At 64.0% G+C, this 14,642-nt stretch carries 18 protein-coding genes; 10 read left to right on the top strand and 8 right to left on the bottom strand.

The annotated features are described in order from the left end of the window. The first annotated feature begins 82 nt into the window (after positions 1-82). The 6 genes from LMT64_RS00930 (at position 83) to LMT64_RS00905 (ending at position 4,193) form a co-directional block, all read left to right on the top strand. Positions 83-796, top strand: coding sequence for a DsbA family protein (locus LMT64_RS00930; protein ID WP_126352706.1), 714 nt, complete (start codon positions 83-85; stop codon positions 794-796). A gap of 3 nt (positions 797-799) precedes the next feature. After that, positions 800-1,282 carry a disulfide bond formation protein B gene (locus LMT64_RS00925; RefSeq protein ID WP_126352707.1) on the top strand — a complete coding sequence of 161 codons (483 nt, stop codon included), beginning with the start codon at positions 800-802 and terminating at the stop codon, positions 1,280-1,282. Between the two features lie 59 nt (positions 1,283-1,341). Further along, the gene (gatC, locus tag LMT64_RS00920; protein ID WP_126352708.1) at positions 1,342-1,656 is read left to right on the top strand and encodes an Asp-tRNA(Asn)/Glu-tRNA(Gln) amidotransferase subunit GatC; all 315 of its coding nucleotides are present in this window, start codon (positions 1,342-1,344) and stop codon (positions 1,654-1,656) included. Positions 1,657-1,708: 52 nt separating this feature from the next. Beyond that, positions 1,709-2,986, top strand: coding sequence for a serine--tRNA ligase (gene serS / locus LMT64_RS00915; protein WP_126352709.1), 1,278 nt, complete (start codon positions 1,709-1,711; stop codon positions 2,984-2,986). Positions 2,987-3,142: 156 nt separating this feature from the next. Beyond that, the gene (locus tag LMT64_RS00910) at positions 3,143-3,646 is read left to right on the top strand and encodes a hypothetical protein (RefSeq protein ID WP_229253259.1); all 504 of its coding nucleotides are present in this window, start codon (positions 3,143-3,145) and stop codon (positions 3,644-3,646) included. Positions 3,647-3,656: 10 nt separating this feature from the next. Beyond that, positions 3,657-4,193 (top strand): DinB family protein, encoded by a 537-nt coding sequence (locus LMT64_RS00905; protein ID WP_126352711.1) that lies wholly within the window; start codon positions 3,657-3,659, stop codon positions 4,191-4,193. Here the strand turns inward: LMT64_RS00905 and LMT64_RS00900 are convergent. The 6 genes from LMT64_RS00900 to rplU form a co-directional block, all read right to left on the bottom strand. Next, a complete protein-coding gene (locus LMT64_RS00900) occupies positions 4,190-5,629 on the bottom strand; it encodes a DUF4403 family protein (protein ID WP_126352712.1) in 1,440 nt (479 codons plus the stop codon). The genes LMT64_RS00905 and LMT64_RS00900 overlap by 4 nt on opposite strands. Positions 5,630-5,706: 77 nt before the next feature. Then, positions 5,707-6,804: an LptF/LptG family permease gene (locus LMT64_RS00895; RefSeq protein WP_126352728.1), complete on the bottom strand. Its 1,098-nt coding sequence runs from the start codon at positions 6,802-6,804 to the stop codon at positions 5,707-5,709. An 80-nt stretch (positions 6,805-6,884) separates the two neighbouring features. Next, complete coding sequence (locus LMT64_RS00890; RefSeq protein WP_126352713.1) at positions 6,885-7,934, bottom strand: LptF/LptG family permease; 1,050 nt, start codon at positions 7,932-7,934, stop codon at positions 6,885-6,887. A gap of 146 nt (positions 7,935-8,080) precedes the next feature. Beyond that, positions 8,081-9,385 (bottom strand): GTPase ObgE, encoded by a 1,305-nt coding sequence (gene obgE, locus LMT64_RS00885; RefSeq protein WP_126352714.1) that lies wholly within the window; start codon positions 9,383-9,385, stop codon positions 8,081-8,083. A gap of 147 nt (positions 9,386-9,532) precedes the next feature. Next, on the bottom strand, positions 9,533-9,781 hold the full coding sequence (rpmA, locus tag LMT64_RS00880; RefSeq protein ID WP_126352715.1) for a 50S ribosomal protein L27: 249 nt from the start codon (positions 9,779-9,781) through the stop codon (positions 9,533-9,535). Between the two features lie 25 nt (positions 9,782-9,806). Next, positions 9,807-10,109, bottom strand: a complete 303-nt coding sequence (gene rplU, locus LMT64_RS00875) for a 50S ribosomal protein L21 (protein ID WP_126352716.1) — start codon at positions 10,107-10,109, stop codon at positions 9,807-9,809. Between the two features lie 364 nt (positions 10,110-10,473). Between rplU and LMT64_RS00870 the strand changes: the two genes are divergently transcribed. Together LMT64_RS00870 and LMT64_RS00865 are read left to right on the top strand one after the other, a co-directional pair. After that, positions 10,474-10,608: a DUF1232 domain-containing protein gene (locus LMT64_RS00870; RefSeq protein WP_126352717.1), complete on the top strand. Its 135-nt coding sequence runs from the start codon at positions 10,474-10,476 to the stop codon at positions 10,606-10,608. A 94-nt stretch (positions 10,609-10,702) separates the two neighbouring features. Then, positions 10,703-12,067 (top strand): hypothetical protein, encoded by a 1,365-nt coding sequence (locus LMT64_RS00865; RefSeq protein ID WP_126352718.1) that lies wholly within the window; start codon positions 10,703-10,705, stop codon positions 12,065-12,067. 8 nt (positions 12,068-12,075) lie between these two features. On the opposite strand, the gene LMT64_RS00860 is transcribed toward LMT64_RS00865, so the two are convergent. Next, positions 12,076-12,336: a hypothetical protein gene (locus LMT64_RS00860; protein WP_126352719.1), complete on the bottom strand. Its 261-nt coding sequence runs from the start codon at positions 12,334-12,336 to the stop codon at positions 12,076-12,078. 31 nt (positions 12,337-12,367) lie between these two features. Between LMT64_RS00860 and truA the strand changes: the two genes are divergently transcribed. Next, the gene (gene truA / locus LMT64_RS00855; RefSeq protein ID WP_126352720.1) at positions 12,368-13,234 is read left to right on the top strand and encodes a tRNA pseudouridine(38-40) synthase TruA; all 867 of its coding nucleotides are present in this window, start codon (positions 12,368-12,370) and stop codon (positions 13,232-13,234) included. 57 nt (positions 13,235-13,291) lie between these two features. Here truA and era read toward each other — a convergent pair whose 3' ends face one another. After that, entirely contained in the window at positions 13,292-14,212 is a 921-nt protein-coding gene (gene era, locus LMT64_RS00850; protein ID WP_126352721.1) for a GTPase Era, read from the bottom strand. 99 nt (positions 14,213-14,311) lie between these two features. On the opposite strand from era, the gene LMT64_RS00845 reads away from it, so the two are divergent. Next, positions 14,312-14,623 (top strand): hypothetical protein, encoded by a 312-nt coding sequence (locus LMT64_RS00845; RefSeq protein WP_126352722.1) that lies wholly within the window; start codon positions 14,312-14,314, stop codon positions 14,621-14,623. Positions 14,624-14,642: the final 19 nt, after the last annotated feature.

The raw sequence follows: 14,642 nt of genomic DNA, 5'->3' as shown, positions 1-14,642 counted from the left end.
GGCCTTCCGGGTTTTTTTGGCATACAACATGGCCCCCCGCTTTTCCTTGCCTTAACACGTGCCGTGTAGAATCGGCCTACTTATGACCAGACCGCAAAACCGGGGCAACAACAACTCCGCCCTCCTGATCGGAACCCTAGTCGCTGCCGCCTTGATTGCGCTGGCCCTCTTTGCCGGGCGCGGTGAAAATGCCACCGAGCAGACCCAGGCCAACCAGGATGCCAATGCCAAAGCCGCTTTTGACCTGAGCAACAAGCCGATGGCTGGTGAAGAATCGGCCCCCGTGGAAATGATCGTGGTTGAAGACTTCAAGTGCCCCGCCTGCAAAAGGTTCGAGGCCGAAGTCTACCCACAGGTCCAAAACGAGTACATCCGCACCGGTCAAGTCAAGTCTTACTTCGTGACCTGGCCCTTCCTGGCCGAAATGGCCAAGCTGGATGAGGACGACTCCAAGTACGCCGCGCAGGCAGCCCAGTGCGCCTTCGAGAATGGCGGCACCGCAGCCTTCACCGAGTACAAGTCCATCCTGTTCCGTGCGCAGGGACCCGAAACCGAGATCTGGGCCAGCAAGGACCGCCTCAAGGAACTGGCTGGGAACGTGGGCGGCATTGACCAGACGGCTTTTGGCAGCTGCCTGGACAGTGACGCCACCCTGGCCACCGTTGAAGCCAATGAGAAAGAGGCACTGGCCAGCGGCGTGAACAGCACCCCGACCGTGTTTATCAATGGCGAGAAGGTGGAAGACACCACCCAGGCCGGGGTCAAGGCAGCCATTGACGCTGCACTGGCTCAATAAGCCATGACCCGCTCTACGCGGCTGTATCTGGCCTGGGTGATGGCGCTGGTCGCCACTTTGGGCAGCCTGTATCTCAGTGAAGTGCTGGGTTACCGCCCCTGCAAGCTCTGCTGGTATCAGCGGATCGCCATGTATCCGCTGGCCCTCACGCTGGGCCTGGCCGCCTTCCGGGATGACTTGCGAGTGCGGATATATGCCATCCCGCTGGCCGCCATCGGGGCCGCAGTAGCCCTTTACCAGAATGCTGAAATCTGGGGCTGGGTTCCAGTATCACGCGCCTGCTCCATTGACGCGGGCGAAGAACCCTGCACTACGTTGTGGCCCCTGTGGTCACAGACGCTGGGCCAGAATTTCTCGGCGCTGAACTCTATTTTCACCATTCCAGCGCTGGCCCTGATCGCTTTTACCCTGATCATACTGCTGCTGGCCTGGCCGCGTGAGCGTCATGCGGCAGTCCTTCACAATCAGCCTGATCTGAACAACTGAGCTCTCCTCCCGTGCCTCCCCAAGTCTGACGGGAGACACGGGCCTTTATACTGGCTGCCATGACCCATCCCGTGTCCGAAAGCAGTCTCAGCACCGAGCAGCTTGAACATCTGGCCCGGCTGGCCCGGCTGGAGCTGAAGCCTGACGAGGAAGTGGCCATTCGGGGTGAGCTGAACGAACTGCTGGACTATTTTCAGCAGCTCCAGGCCGTAGAGACGGAGGGCGTGGAGCCGATGCAGCGTCCACTGCCACTCAGCGATCATCTGCGCCCGGACGTAGCTGGGAGCACCCTGCCCCAGGCCGAGGTGGTGGCCCTGGCCCCGGCCCACGTAGGCGGTCTGGTGCGGCTCCCGCGTACGCTTGACAGCGACTGAATCCCAATCCAATCTTTCCCCTTTGAGCCGATAACCCGCCCCAGGAGGCCCCATGCAAGACATCCGACTGATTCGCGAGCAACCTGAACTGATCCGCCAAGCGATTGCCGACAAATTCATTGATCTGGACCTGGATCTGGTGCTCGGCGCTGACCGCGAGGTGCTGGAACTGCGCCAGCAGGTCGAAGCCATGCAGGCCGAGCGCAACGCCAATGCCAAGCTGGTCCCTAAGGCCAGCCCTGAGGAGCGCCCAGCGCTGATTCAGAAGGGCAAAGACCTGGGCAGCGAACTGGCAACCCTGGAGCCGCAGCTGCGTGAAAAGGAAGAAGCGCTGCGGACCCTACTGCTGCGCGTGCCGAACATCCCACATGCGAGCGCCCCAGTCGGTCCCAGCGACGACGATAACACGGAGTTGCGCCGTGAAGGTGAGGTGCCGCAGTTCGCCTTCACGCCACTGGACCATGTAGATCTGCTGGAAGGCCAGGGCTGGGGCGACCCCGAGCGCGTGGCCCGCGTGTCGGGCAGCCGCTCGTATCTGCTCAAGGGAGACGCGGCCCGCCTGGAACTGGCCGTGTTGATGTTCGCGCTGGACCTGCTCGCTGAGCGCGGGATGGAGCCGCTCAGCACGACCGCCCTGGTCCGCCCCGAGACATTGGTGGGCACGGGCCACTTTCCCGGCGGCGAGGATCAGGTGTACCGGATCGAAGGCGAAGAGCTGATGCTGGCCGGGACCAGTGAGGTGCCGATCAACTCGCTCTACGCCGGTGAAATGATTCCTGAAGCGGATCTGCCGCTGGCCTTTGCGGGCTTTAGCGCCGCTTTCCGCTCGGAGGCGGGCAGTGCCGGGCGCGACGTGCGCGGGCTGATCCGCGTCCACGAGTTCCGCAAGGTGGAGCAGTACGTGATCTGTAGGCCCGAAGAAGGGATGCAGTGGTTCGAGAAGATCCTGGCCAATGCCGAGGCCATCTTGCAGGCGCTGGAACTCCCCTACCGGGTGGTGCAGAACAGCACCGGCGATATGGGCGCGGGCAAGCACCTGATGTACGACATCGAAACCTGGGTGCCCAGCGAAACGAAATACCGCGAGACGCATTCCTGCTCGTACTTGACCGACTGGCAGGCCCGCCGCACCGGCCTGCGCTACAAGGGCGAGGGCGGCAAGCCACAGTTCGTCCATACCCTCAACAACACCGGGATCGCCAGCCCACGCATTCTGGTGCCATTCCTGGAAAATCACCAGCAAGCCGACGGCACTGTCCGTATTCCGGCGGCACTGCGGCCCTACCTGGGCGGTAAAGAGGTACTGGGCAAACCCTTCCGGCAGGACTGATTTCACTCCCGCAGCTTCATAACTCCTGTGGGCCAATGCGGGCGATTTGTCCAAGTTGGCCCATCATTCATGAGGTGAGGTTGCGATTTAGGTCACACATACACTGGACCAGTGAAACCTCTACAGCAGTCAGTGTTCGCAGGACTTTTGTTGGGCATGGCTCTCCTGCCAAGCGCTCAGGCCATAGGCGGTAGTGCCGCCCCAACAAGCTGGCTGGGCCACAAGATTGACCCGGCCCAGACGCCGTTCTGCCATGAGCAAGGCTGCACGCTGATTGAGGTACGCTCTAACGACTCCAACAGAATGGGTTGGCACGACGGCACCATGCGCGCCTACCAATTGCGGGATGGCAGCCAACTGGAAGTGGATGTGCGCCCCGAAGGCTGGATCAGCAATGCGCGGCTCCAGTTCAAGCGCTCTCGCATGACCGCACAGGATCACCGCACTGCCGCCACCTTCCTGACGGCGGTGACGGGCCGCACCTTCCGGGCCGGTGCCATCGCCTCCTGTGAGCAGGCGGGACTGGCCCTGAACAATCCTGACGCTTACGGACCAGAACAGCCACTTTCCCACTGGAAGACGCCGAACGGCCTGCCCTATAAGGCCCGCTGCGGCGTGGGCAGTCAGGTGGGCGTCTGGGCCGGGTGGATGCAGCAGTAGACTGCCTTCTATGGCTGCTCCCACGCCCCCGCAAGATCCCGCCGTACTGCTCCCTTTCGGTGAAACCCCAGAACAGGTACGCGCCAGCCTGAGCTGCGAGTTGGACGCTTTTGCCGCGCAGCTACGGACGCGTGCGCAGGACTGGACGGCCACCCAGCCTGGCCGCGAGTGGTCCCCCGCCCAGGAAGCCGAGCATGTCCTGAAGATCAATCAGGGCATTACCCGTGTGCTGGGGCTGCTGCTCTCGGACCGCGAATTGCGGCCCACGCCGCAGAACCCAGGCCGGCTGGTCGGCGGCAAGCGGCAAGCCCCAGCCGACAGCCTGCCCGGTGCCGAGGGCCTGCGCTGGGACGGCTGGGAACAGGAGTGGCGGGCCGGACGCGAGGCCCTGGAAACCGTTGCCGCCGGGGTCCGGGAAACGCCGGGGCGCACTTTTTGGCACCCCTACTTCGGGGAGCTGGACGCGCTGGACTGGCTGCGAATGGTGGCCGCACACCTGCACAGCCACCGCCGCCTGTTGGAACAGAGCGCAGGAGCGGAGGTCTAGCGCCTGCCCAACTGCCCAGCACTGACCAACACATCCAGCGCTCCATCTGCAGCGGCGACCACCTCGAGGCCCTGAGCAGTGACGCGCAGATCATCCAGCCGCAGATCACCCAGGTCGCCGCGCAAGTTGAGGCCTGGCAGCGGCGAGAAGGGCAAGCGGGCCGCCACTGTCTCTTCTAGCCGGTTCAGGCGCGGCGAGAGGTCAAAGCGGGCTGCGTTCGCCAGCCGGGGTTCCAGTCGCTCGGCCAGCCACGGTCCCAGCCAGGCGGCTCCCGGTACATCGGCGTCCAGGTCCAGTTTGACATTCTCCAGGGTGACTTCCTGGCCCCCAGGCCGCAGCCAGGGCCGTCCGCTCAGCTGCGCGGTGATGGTGCGGGTCCGGCCCAGGACCGTTACCGCCAGTCGCGCACTCAGGCGGAGGCGGCGGGCGTCATCCTCACGCTGGACCTGAATGTCAGTCAGGCGCAGTTCGGGGGCCAGGGCGCCACCGGGGAGACGCAAGCCCAGCAGTTCCTGTCTCACCGCTGCCGTGACCAGCTCTGACATCTCGGCAAAAGGCAGCAGAATCGGCACACGCAGGTGCAGTTCACTGGGAGTGGCCTGGGACGTCACGCGCAGCGCAGGCAAAGGCGCCGCAGTGGGGCGGGTCACAGGTGGTTGGCCCAGCTCGGCGCGCAGGTACCCTTCAGCCTCCAGCGAGAGGTGCAGGGCATCATCCTGAAGCCGCAGGCCAGACACGGCCAGGGACATGGGCATGACCTGGGCATAGGCCTGATCTACGCCGTTGCCTTCCAGCGGCAGGGACCAGGGCCGCTGCACCATGGTCCACAGTTGCTCCGCCCGCTCGCGGAGCGCTGCCGACTCACGCACGGCCCGCACCACCTCCTGCGTGACTCGCTCCATCTGCGCCCGCACGGCCCCTTCGGCCAAGCTCGCCACGCTCAGGCGCGTCCCAGGTAACAGCTCTATCGCCAGCGGATCGGTCCAGGTCAGTTCGCTGCTCACCTGCGCCCCCGCTTCCCAGTCCGGCTGGATGTAGGGCCGCACCCGCATCCGCACAGTGGCCTGGCCACCGAAATCGCGGGTCAATGACTGCTCCAGCCGCCCGGCCCAGGCCGCCCCAGACAGCTCCGGACGCACTGCGAACTCGGCGCTGAGCGGCACTTCCAGTTCAAGAGTGTTGCCCGAAGCACTCGGCACGATCCGAATATCGCCCTGACGGGCCACCACGCCGCGAATCTGGACGCCCGCCGCGCCACCCAGCACGCGCTGCTCGCGGTCAATCCGGGCAAACTCGCGGGGAACCCGCGCATTGACTGCCTGCCGAACACCATCCAGTGGCACCATGACAGGCAGCACCACGCTGGACAGCGGCAGCTGGGGTGCTTGCTGTGAGCGACTCAGTGCCGGGGAATCGGAAGCAGGATCAGGGGTCATGGTTGTCTCCCAGACTAACGCGCCTAACACAAGGGGAACGAGCAGCAGGCCCGGCCAGAGGCGGCGCAGCGACTCCGTTATTGCCGTCCGGCCCGCCACAGCAGCGCAGCTCCAGCCAGCAGCGCGACCACATCCGGCCCAAAGGCAGCGAGGGTCGGCGGCAGCGCCCCACTTTCACCCATCACCTTGAACACACTCCAGGTGGCGTAATAGGCAAAAGACAGCAGGAGCGCCCAGACCAGGCCCAGATTTAGCCCCGAGCGGAAGGTGTACAGTGCCAGACTGACCGCAAAAAAGGCCAGGGCCAGGGCCGAAAGCGGCTCGGAGAACTTGCGGTACAGCGCTGTGAAATCGCCCGGCGAGCGGATGCCCGACTGCGCGTAGGAATCGGTGCGGGCCTTGAGGGTGCCCAGTGGCAGATAGAAAGGGTCCATTCCGCTGCCGCCGTCAAAGCTGGCCTGCACGTCCTGTACCGGCAGCTGACCCGTTTCAAACGTCAGCACCGTGACAGGCCGCGCCCCCTGATACGACACCCGCTGCCCACCGCGCAGCTCCAGCACATTGCTGCCGGGTTTCAACACGCCCTCGCGGGCTGTAATGACCTCGCGGGGCGGCAGGCCAGGCTGCATGGTCACGATCCGCAGGTTTTGCAGCGTGCCGTCCTCGGCCACCGCTCCCACGCTAATAGCGCGGTCTAGTGCGTCCCGCAGCACCAGTCCGCCGCCCGCCGTCTGCGCTAAGCCGATCACCCGGGGATTGTCCAGCACAATCTGACGCTGCACACTCTGGGCCTGCACCTTGGCGCGGGTCACCAGCGCTTCATTGATCCCGAACGACAGCAGCGTGACCAGCGCAGCGAGGAGCAGGATAGGCCGGAACAGCGAATGACCGGGAATCCCGCCCGACAGCGCCGCCTTAATTTCGCTGTCCGCACTCAGGCGCGAGAGGCCCAGCAGCGTGGCGAACATGAGTGCCAGCGGCAGGCCAAAGGCCATCGCCTCAGGCACATTCAGCGCCAGCAGTTGCGCGACCAGCGCCGGACTCGCTCCCTTCGCGAGCAGCGGAGCCAGCACGTCCTCCAGACCCTTGAGCATCAGCAGGACGATCAGGGCGCTCAGTGCGGCCACCAGCAGCGGCAGGATTTCGGCCAGCACGTAGGTATCGAAGCGGCGCAGCAGTCGCCCGCCCAGGTCAGCAGTGCGATTAGTCCGGCGCTCAACCGGCGGTTGGCGTCCTTGTCCTTCTACCTGCCGCGTCACCGCAGTCTCCAGGCCAGCACAGCAGCCAGCGCAATAAAGATCAGGTTGGGCAGCCAGGCCACCAACGCTGGAGTCAGTGCCCCGCCCGCCGCCAGCTGTGGCCCCAGCGTCCAGGGCACGTAATACACCACAATAACCAGCAGCACCGCCGCGAAAGCCCAGGCGCGGCCCGGCATCAGCAGGCCCAGCAACCCGGCGGCCAGCGCGAAAATCATGGCCGTAAAGGAATCGGCAGTGCGCCCAGCAAGCTGATGCTCCAGCGTGCGCCGCTCAGGCCCTTCTAGCGTGGGGCTGGCCAGTTCGGTGCGGAGCTGGGCATTACTCAGTTGGTCTGCCTCGGGGCGGGGCGGAGCCAACGTATCTTTCTGGTCAAACGTCATCAGTTTGGCCGAGAACTCCGGCGGCTGGCCGGGCCGCGTCACCCAGGCATCGTTCAACGTCCAGGTTTGGGTCGCTGTATTCCACGACCCACTGTCAGCGGTAATCACTTCATCGCCGCGCTGCACCATCACGCCGCTCAGCATGGCGTCGGGGTTGCCCTGGCCCTCAGGGGTAGACACCCGGCCAGCGTAAAAAAGGGTCTCCCCTTCTGAGTAGGCGTACATCTCCCGCGTAGGCGGCACCGGAGTCATGCCGTAGATGTCGTACCAGGCGTCGTACCAGCGAGCGTTGGCCCAAGGGGCGAGCCAACCGGAGTTGGCGAAGGTCAGCGCCCCGACCAGCACGAAGGGCAACGCCAGCGGCCAGACCAGCGACAGGGGCTTCACGCCCGCCGCGTACATCGCCTTAATTTCGCTGTCGCCCTGCATTCGCCCGAACGACAGCAGCACGGCGAACGGCACCGCCAGCACCAGCGAGCGGTTGAGCAGCAGCGGCAGGTTGTAGCCTAGCGTGGCAAGCGCTTGCTGCGGCGTAGCGTCGTAGTTCAGAAAAGCCCCCACTGTCTGGCTGATGACATCGGTCATCTGCAGCACCACGAACAGCAAAAAGCCCATCACATACCACTTCAGCACATCACGCAGAATGTAACGGGTCAGTCTGGACATCATCTGATATTTTAGGGGGACGAAATGAGAACGGCTAGATGAGCGTGCACAGCAGGCTGTAGCAGGCCACCAGCAAAAAGAAGCAGGCACAGGGCACCCCAGCCCTCTCGCCATGCTCCTGCTTCTCTGGAGGGTCTTACAGGCCCTTAGTTCTCGTCGTCGAAATACTCGAAACGGAACGTGCCGATCTCTACGGTGTCGCCTTCGCGGGCGCCCGCGCGTCTCAGGGCGTTGTTCAGGCCCTGACGCTTGAACAGGTTGGCCAGGTACTCGGCGGCGTCTTCGATGTGGCGGGCAAAGCGGACCAGCTTGTCCTCGAAGCCACCACCATGCACCGTCCAGATGCGCTCGTTTTCCTCACCGTCACCTGCTTCTTCCTCATGGAAAGTGATCCGGAGCGGCTCTTCGCGGACAATCTGTTCGTCTTCCACCTCCAGCGAGTGGGTTTCGGCCCACAGCTCGCGGCTGGGCAGCAGGTCAAAGATGGTCTGGCGCAATTCGTCCCGCCCGGTGCCTTCCTTGGCACTGATCGGCAGGACAGCCATTCCGAACTCGGCGGCCAGATCGCTTTCCACCATCTGCACAATGTCCGGTTCGACCAGCTCGGTCTTGTTCAGGGCGATCAGCGCCGGGGCGTCCAGCAGCATCGGATCGTAGGAACGCAGTTCGTTCTGCAACTGGCGCAGTTCCTCCACCGGGTTCACGGTCACGTCCAGCACGTACACCAGCAAACGGGTGCGGCTGATGTGGCGCAGGAACTCCAGGCCCAGGCCCTTGCCTTCGCTGGCCCCTTCGATGATGCCGGGGATGTCGGCCAGGGTGAAGCGTTCCTCACCGCCCAGCGAATCCACCACGCCCAAGTTGGGGCTGAGGGTGGTAAAGGGATAGTCCGCGATGCCGGGCTTGGCGTTGCTCAGGGCCGCCAGCGTGCTGGATTTACCCGCATTCGGATAGCCCACCAAGCCTACGTCGGCGATCAGGCGCAGCTCCAGCCGCAGCCGCCGCTTCTGGCCAGGCACGCCCAGCTCAGCAAAGCGGGGAGCCTGCCGAGTCGCGCTGACGAAGGTAGAATTACCACGTCCGCCCGCGCCACCCCGCGCCACCACCTGCTGCTGGCCCGGTTCGGTCAGGTCAGCCACCACGCGGCCCGTGTCACGGTCAAATGCCGTGGTGCCCACTGGGACATCAATAATCAGATCCTCGCCGTCACGGCCCTGGCGCAGACGACCTTCGCCGTAGCGGCCATTCTCGGCCTTGAACTTGCGCTTGCCGACCATGCGTTCCAGCGACTCCACGCCCTCGGTGGCCCGCAAGATGACGCTGCCACCATGCCCGCCGTGACCGCCGTCCGGCCCGCCTTTTTCCAAGTATTTGGCGCGGTGAAAGCTCATGGAACCGTCGCCACCGTTCCCCGCCGCCACTTCTATTTCCAGGGTGTCTCTAAAAGCCATAGGTGCTCTCCCTCCGGGATGTACGAAAGTTTAAAGAAAAGGGCAGCAGGTCAAAGGGCCACCAGCTTTTTGCCTAGAAACCTTCTGCATACATAAAAAACACCCTACCCCGAACCGAGGGGCAGGGTGCCAGGCTATGCCTGAGCCTTACTCGACGCTGATGAAACGGCCCTTGCCGCCGCGGTCAGTAAAGATGACCTGGCCATCTACCAGGGCGAACAGGGTGTGGTCACGGCCCATGCCCACGTTGGGGCCAGCCTTGAACTTGGTGCCGCGCTGGCGAACCAGGATGTTACCGGCCAGCACTTTTTCGCCGCCGAACTTCTTCACGCCCAGGTACTTGGGGTTGCTATCGCGTCCGTTTTTGGACGAACCTACGCCTTTTTTGTGTGCCATGTCAGTGACTCCTTAAAAGTAAAAGTCAGGCCTTGATGCCCGTGATTTTGATGGCGGTGTATGCCTGACGGTGACCGGTGCGGCGACGGTACTGGATACCGCTCTTGTACTTACGCACGTAGATCTTCTCGCCACGGCCATGCTCAACGACTTCGGCGCTCACAGTGAACTTGCCAGCGTCGTCGCCAAAAGCGGTCTGATCGCCGCCCACCAGGACAGGGGTAAAGTCCACTTTGTCTCCGGCTTCGCCTTGCAGGCTTTCCACACGGATAACGTCGCCTTCGGAAACGCGGTACTGCTTGCCACCGCTGCTAATAATTGCAAACATGTTGATTCCTCCCACTGCGCCTGTGCCGAGGTCTGCCCCGCTCCGCTAAAGAATTTCGGACGTGGGGGGTCTTGGCCTCCTGACCGCAAAACTCCCAGAAACTGGGGGCCTACGGCGCTGGGCGGGGCCAGACAAACAAATACTCAGACGCATCGCCCCATTACGCCGGGGCAACCGAAGGAGGATTTTATCATGAGCGGTATCGGCGGGGCAAGGGTGCTTAGAGGAAGGATCAGCGGAACCCGGCTGGCCCCAGCAGCGTATTTCACTGGTGTGATGACGAAGCTTCGGCTGATCTGGCAAGACGCCCTGGGACTGCTGTTCGCGCTGCGCGGGCGCGCACATGACGGCATAGGCGAAGGTTCTGCCACTGGCAGCCCTGATCTGTGCGGTGTTCCCGCTGGACCTCCTCCCCGACCTGACTCCGCTGCTGGGCGTGGCCGACGATCTATTGATCATTCCGGCGCTGCTGGCGCTGCATCTGACGGGGCTGATGTGACCCGACTTCTTCAATTGCCGGGCGAAGGATACACTGGAACTATTCTGGTATCACCTGCCCCAGCCAGGGCGAACGCTCAAGTGTCAGGAGCCGCATGAAACGCCGCTTTCCCACCAAAGACAGTCCCGAGTTCCAGGAAATCATGAACGCTGCCGAGACCCTGCGCCGTGAGCTGACCGGAGTCGGTCAGGAGCTGAAGCGTGAGTGGGACAAAGAACAGCCCAAGCGCCAGCGCAAACAGGCCAAACGGGAGCGCCGCGCAGTTAGGCCTCAGGAGTGGGCGGACGTAGAGGACGTCCCCGTGACCGTCATCCATGAGACGCCCGTACAGCCCATGACGGTTCAGGGCGACCCCGCTGCCCACCCGAGTCAGGCCGTGCAGATGTCTCCCTCTACGGTGCCGGCCCTGAGCACCGTAGGTCACCCGGTCGGCCAGACGCGCCAGGGCCTGGAAGTCTACGCTCTGCACGAACTAGACGCCTTTGAACAGGCCATGCAGAGCCTCGCCGTGGACCTGCGCGCCGCTGATGTGCAGCTGATCTGGATGCCAGATCAGGCGGACCGCAAGGGGCGTCAGGGTCTTAAGGTGTATCCGGTAGCGCGCCTGGGCGACCGCACCTATACCCTCAGCCAGAGCAGCAAAGTTCCGACAGTGGTGGAGGTTCAGGGCCAGCACCTCCATCTGCTGTGGGAAGGGGAAGCCGTACCCGTCGGCCCGGCGGAGTGGGCGCAACTGGACCGCTGGCGCGACTTTGGCGGTGAGCCACTGCGCTGGCTGGCACAGCTGCGTGACAACGACTGGAGCTGGGTACTGTGGGTGGTGGTCATGATTGCGGCCTTCAACATCTGGTGGGTGCTGGGCCTCGCCTGGATCTTCGGGTCCGGGTACCTGTTCGGGTCAGACGGGGTCAAGCCCTACCGACAGGGCTATTTCGAGGACCGTACGCCCCCTGACAGCACCAAGGAACTGCTGTGGCACCGGAGCAGGCGCAGCGCTGGAACCGCTAGCTTGCTCCCTGGAATGCAGGATGTTCCAGACCATCTCCGGCAGACGCCTATACCTGACGCTCCGCCTGCGGCGCCAGAAACTGTCATCAGGCCCAACCCAGTCCGCCCGGCGTTGGATGGCCTGCCGGACGATCTAGCCGCTGGGTTGCGAATGGTCCGCGAGCGCGTGGCCGACCTGCCCCGGGGCGAGGTCATGACTGCCGAGCGCTACCGCCTGGAGAACCTGGCAAGCAACTGCGAGGAAGCAGCTGGACTGTATCTGCGCCTGCCGCCGGGCAGTGACGCGGCCCAGACCGCCGCTGAGGAAGTGCGGGCCATGCTGCAAGAAAGCCTGGAAGCACTGTCGCATGCCGGGTCACACAGTGAACAGCAGCAAAAAGACACCCTGCAGGCCATTCGCGACCTGCGGCAGAGCAGTGTGCCGCAGCGTGATCCACTGAAGCTGGACTGAGTCGCGGGTCAGCGCGGACGAGCCTCCGGGGGCAACACCGCAAAACTCCAGCCCTTCGCTCCAGCAGGCAACTCCAGCTGGGGCACTTCACCCTGCCAGCGGCTGACCAGCAGATACAGTTCGCCCGCCTTGGTGGCCTGGCCGGGGCTGTAGAGCACCTCAGCCCCAGCAAAGCCTGGCAGCTTGGCCCAGGTCTGCGCCAGAGCCCACAGGCGGGGCAAATCACCGCGCTGTTCGGTGTAGTGGACCCATTCGCCAGACAACATCATGGCCTTAGCTTACGCGCTACCCTGAGCAGGCATGACCGACGCCCGCCCAACACTGGACCCGGCTCACCTCAACCCAGCTGCCCCACGCCCACTGCACTACGCCCCGCCAGAGGGCTGGACGCGGGTGCTGCTCGAAGTGGCGTGGGAGGGCAGTGCTTACGGCGGCTGGCAAAGTCAGCCCAACGCGCCCAGCGTGCAAGACACCCTGCACGCGGCGCTGGGGCGGCTGGGCCTGGACACCACCCGCCCCGTAGCGGCAGGCCGCACTGATGCGGGGGTCCATGCCGAACGTATGCCCGCCCATGTGGACCTGCATGCCCCACAGATTCCGCCGGAGCGGCTCCCGGTGGCTCTGGCCCATGTGCTGCCACGCTCGGTGGGGGTGCTCCGGGCCCAGACCGCCCCCACTGGCTTTCACGCCCGCTTTTCGTGTACGCAGCGGCAGTACCGCTACGACCTGCTGCAAGCCCCTCAACCGCACCCGCTGGAAGCCGGGCGCAGCCTGTGGGTCCGCTCGCCACTGAACCTGGCTGCCATGAACGCTGCTGCCGCTGACCTGATCGGCCTGCACGACTTCGCCGCCTTCGCCACCAAGGAGGACCGTCAGACCGTCCGCGAGTTGCAACGCCTGCAGGTCACAGCCCAGCCGCTGGGATACGGCGGGCGCATCAGCCTGGAGGTGGTCGGTGAGAGCTTCCTGCGCCATATGGTGCGCGGGCTGGTCGGCACCCTGATTGCGGTGGGTCAGGGCAAACTCCCGCCTGCGCAGGTGGCCGAGATTCTGGCCAGTACGGACCGCCGCCGCGCTGGAGTGAACGTACCGCCCGATGGCCTCTACTTTGTGGGTGCGAACTACGCCGGGTTTCCGGAACTCTGGCCGACTGATCTGCGTCCCTGAGCCAACAGTAAAAGCCCCGCCCACCCATCAGGGCAGCGGGGCACGGGTGACAGGGATTTACTCGTAGCCCAGTTCACGCAGGGCTTCGGGGTCCTCGCGCCAGCCGGGAATCACCACGACTTCCAGGCCCAGAAATACCTTGGTGTTCAGCAGCGTTTCCAGCTGTTTACGGGCCGCCGTGCCGATCTCGCGCAGTTGCTTGCCGCCAGCGCCGATCACCATGCCCTTGTGTGCGGCCTTTTCGACAACCAATTCGGCCTCAATGCGCTGCAGGCCGTCGTCGCGCTCGGTCCAGCGGTTCACGCGGGTCGCCACTGCGTAAGGCAGCTCATCGCGCAGCTTGACCATTGCCTGCTCGCGGACGATCTCAGCGGCCCACTGCTCGCGGCTCTGGTCGCTGGCGCTGCCCACCGGGAAGAAGAAGGGGTTTTCGGGCAACACGTCCAGAATCTGCTCGCGCAGGCTGCTCACCTTGGCATCGTTTTTCTGGGCGCTCAGGCTCATGACGGTGGTATCGGCTTCACGGCCTTCCAGCAGGTTCTCGTACAGGCCAATCGCTTCTTCGGGGTACTTGGCGGCGTCTTGCTTGTTGCCGACTAAAAAGAGCGGCTTGGGCAGGTCGCGGATTTGCCGGGCCACCAGACGGTCCTCATCAGTGGGCGGGTGACGGAGGTCCACCACCCAGATCATGGCGTCAATGTCCGACAGGGCCGTGCTCACCTCGTTGTTCATGTACTTGCCCAGGGCGTCCTTGGGTTTGTGAACCCCCGGCGTATCCACAAAGACGATCTGTTTGCCTTCGCCGGTGTAGATGCCACGCACGCCCCGGCGGGTGGTCTGGGGACGGTGGCTGGTCGGAGCAACCTTGGTATTCAGGAAGGCATTCAGCAGCGTGGACTTGCCCACGTTGGGCTTGCCGACAATCGCCACGAATCCGGCGTGGGTGCCCTCTTCGGTAGATGGGGTGAAATCGGTCATCCCAGCATTGTGTCATGCAGGGCAGAGCTGCACGCTATGAAAACCTGAAGGCCCCTCAATCCAACTGCCCCCACCAAGTGCGGCGTTTACACTGCAGCCATGACCTACAGTGACGTTCCTATTTCCAGAGATGACCGTGCCCACCTGGACCAGATCTTTATGCAGGTGGTGCTGGACGTACAGGCCCAGGCCCAGCAGACCCAGCCGCCCCAGGCCGGAGGGGTGGCGGCCATGTTCCACAAGGAACAGGTCAGTGAGGTGCTACAAGGCTGCGCCATGCTGATTGCCGGATGGAACGCGGGCCAGATTGACGGCACTGGTCTGAGCCGCACCGTGCGTGGCCTACGGGCGCTGGAGCGGCCCGAACTGGCGGAGCGGGTAGAAAAGCTGCGTGACATTGCTAACCGCTGACAGCGGTAAACAAACAGCC

Origin of the sequence: Deinococcus radiophilus, from assembly GCF_020889625.1 — a bacterium.
Taxonomy (GTDB): domain Bacteria; phylum Deinococcota; class Deinococci; order Deinococcales; family Deinococcaceae; genus Deinococcus; species Deinococcus radiophilus.
This window is presented reverse-complemented; position numbering and strand designations above follow the sequence as displayed.

Excerpts from the sequence above, each read along its gene's own strand:
- LMT64_RS00900 (WP_126352712.1), bottom strand. The coding sequence starts at position 5,629 with ATGACCCCTGATCCTGCTTCCGATTCCCCGGCACTGAGTCGCTCACAG.
- rpmA (WP_126352715.1), bottom strand. The coding sequence starts at position 9,781 with ATGGCACACAAAAAAGGCGTAGGTTCGTCCAAAAACGGACGCGATAGC.
- LMT64_RS00845 (WP_126352722.1), top strand. The coding sequence starts at position 14,312 with ATGACCTACAGTGACGTTCCTATTTCCAGAGATGACCGTGCCCACCTG.
- LMT64_RS00910 (WP_229253259.1), top strand. The coding sequence starts at position 3,143 with ATGGCTCTCCTGCCAAGCGCTCAGGCCATAGGCGGTAGTGCCGCCCCA.
- LMT64_RS00890 (WP_126352713.1), bottom strand. The coding sequence starts at position 7,934 with ATGTCCAGACTGACCCGTTACATTCTGCGTGATGTGCTGAAGTGGTAT.
- serS (WP_126352709.1), top strand. The coding sequence starts at position 1,709 with ATGCAAGACATCCGACTGATTCGCGAGCAACCTGAACTGATCCGCCAA.
- rplU (WP_126352716.1), bottom strand. The coding sequence starts at position 10,109 with ATGTTTGCAATTATTAGCAGCGGTGGCAAGCAGTACCGCGTTTCCGAA.
- LMT64_RS00930 (WP_126352706.1), top strand. The coding sequence starts at position 83 with ATGACCAGACCGCAAAACCGGGGCAACAACAACTCCGCCCTCCTGATC.
- LMT64_RS00860 (WP_126352719.1), bottom strand. The coding sequence starts at position 12,336 with ATGATGTTGTCTGGCGAATGGGTCCACTACACCGAACAGCGCGGTGAT.
- truA (WP_126352720.1), top strand. The coding sequence starts at position 12,368 with ATGACCGACGCCCGCCCAACACTGGACCCGGCTCACCTCAACCCAGCT.
- LMT64_RS00905 (WP_126352711.1), top strand. The coding sequence starts at position 3,657 with ATGGCTGCTCCCACGCCCCCGCAAGATCCCGCCGTACTGCTCCCTTTC.
- LMT64_RS00925 (WP_126352707.1), top strand. The coding sequence starts at position 800 with ATGACCCGCTCTACGCGGCTGTATCTGGCCTGGGTGATGGCGCTGGTC.
- LMT64_RS00865 (WP_126352718.1), top strand. The coding sequence starts at position 10,703 with ATGAAACGCCGCTTTCCCACCAAAGACAGTCCCGAGTTCCAGGAAATC.
- gatC (WP_126352708.1), top strand. The coding sequence starts at position 1,342 with ATGACCCATCCCGTGTCCGAAAGCAGTCTCAGCACCGAGCAGCTTGAA.
- era (WP_126352721.1), bottom strand. The coding sequence starts at position 14,212 with ATGACCGATTTCACCCCATCTACCGAAGAGGGCACCCACGCCGGATTC.
- obgE (WP_126352714.1), bottom strand. The coding sequence starts at position 9,385 with ATGGCTTTTAGAGACACCCTGGAAATAGAAGTGGCGGCGGGGAACGGT.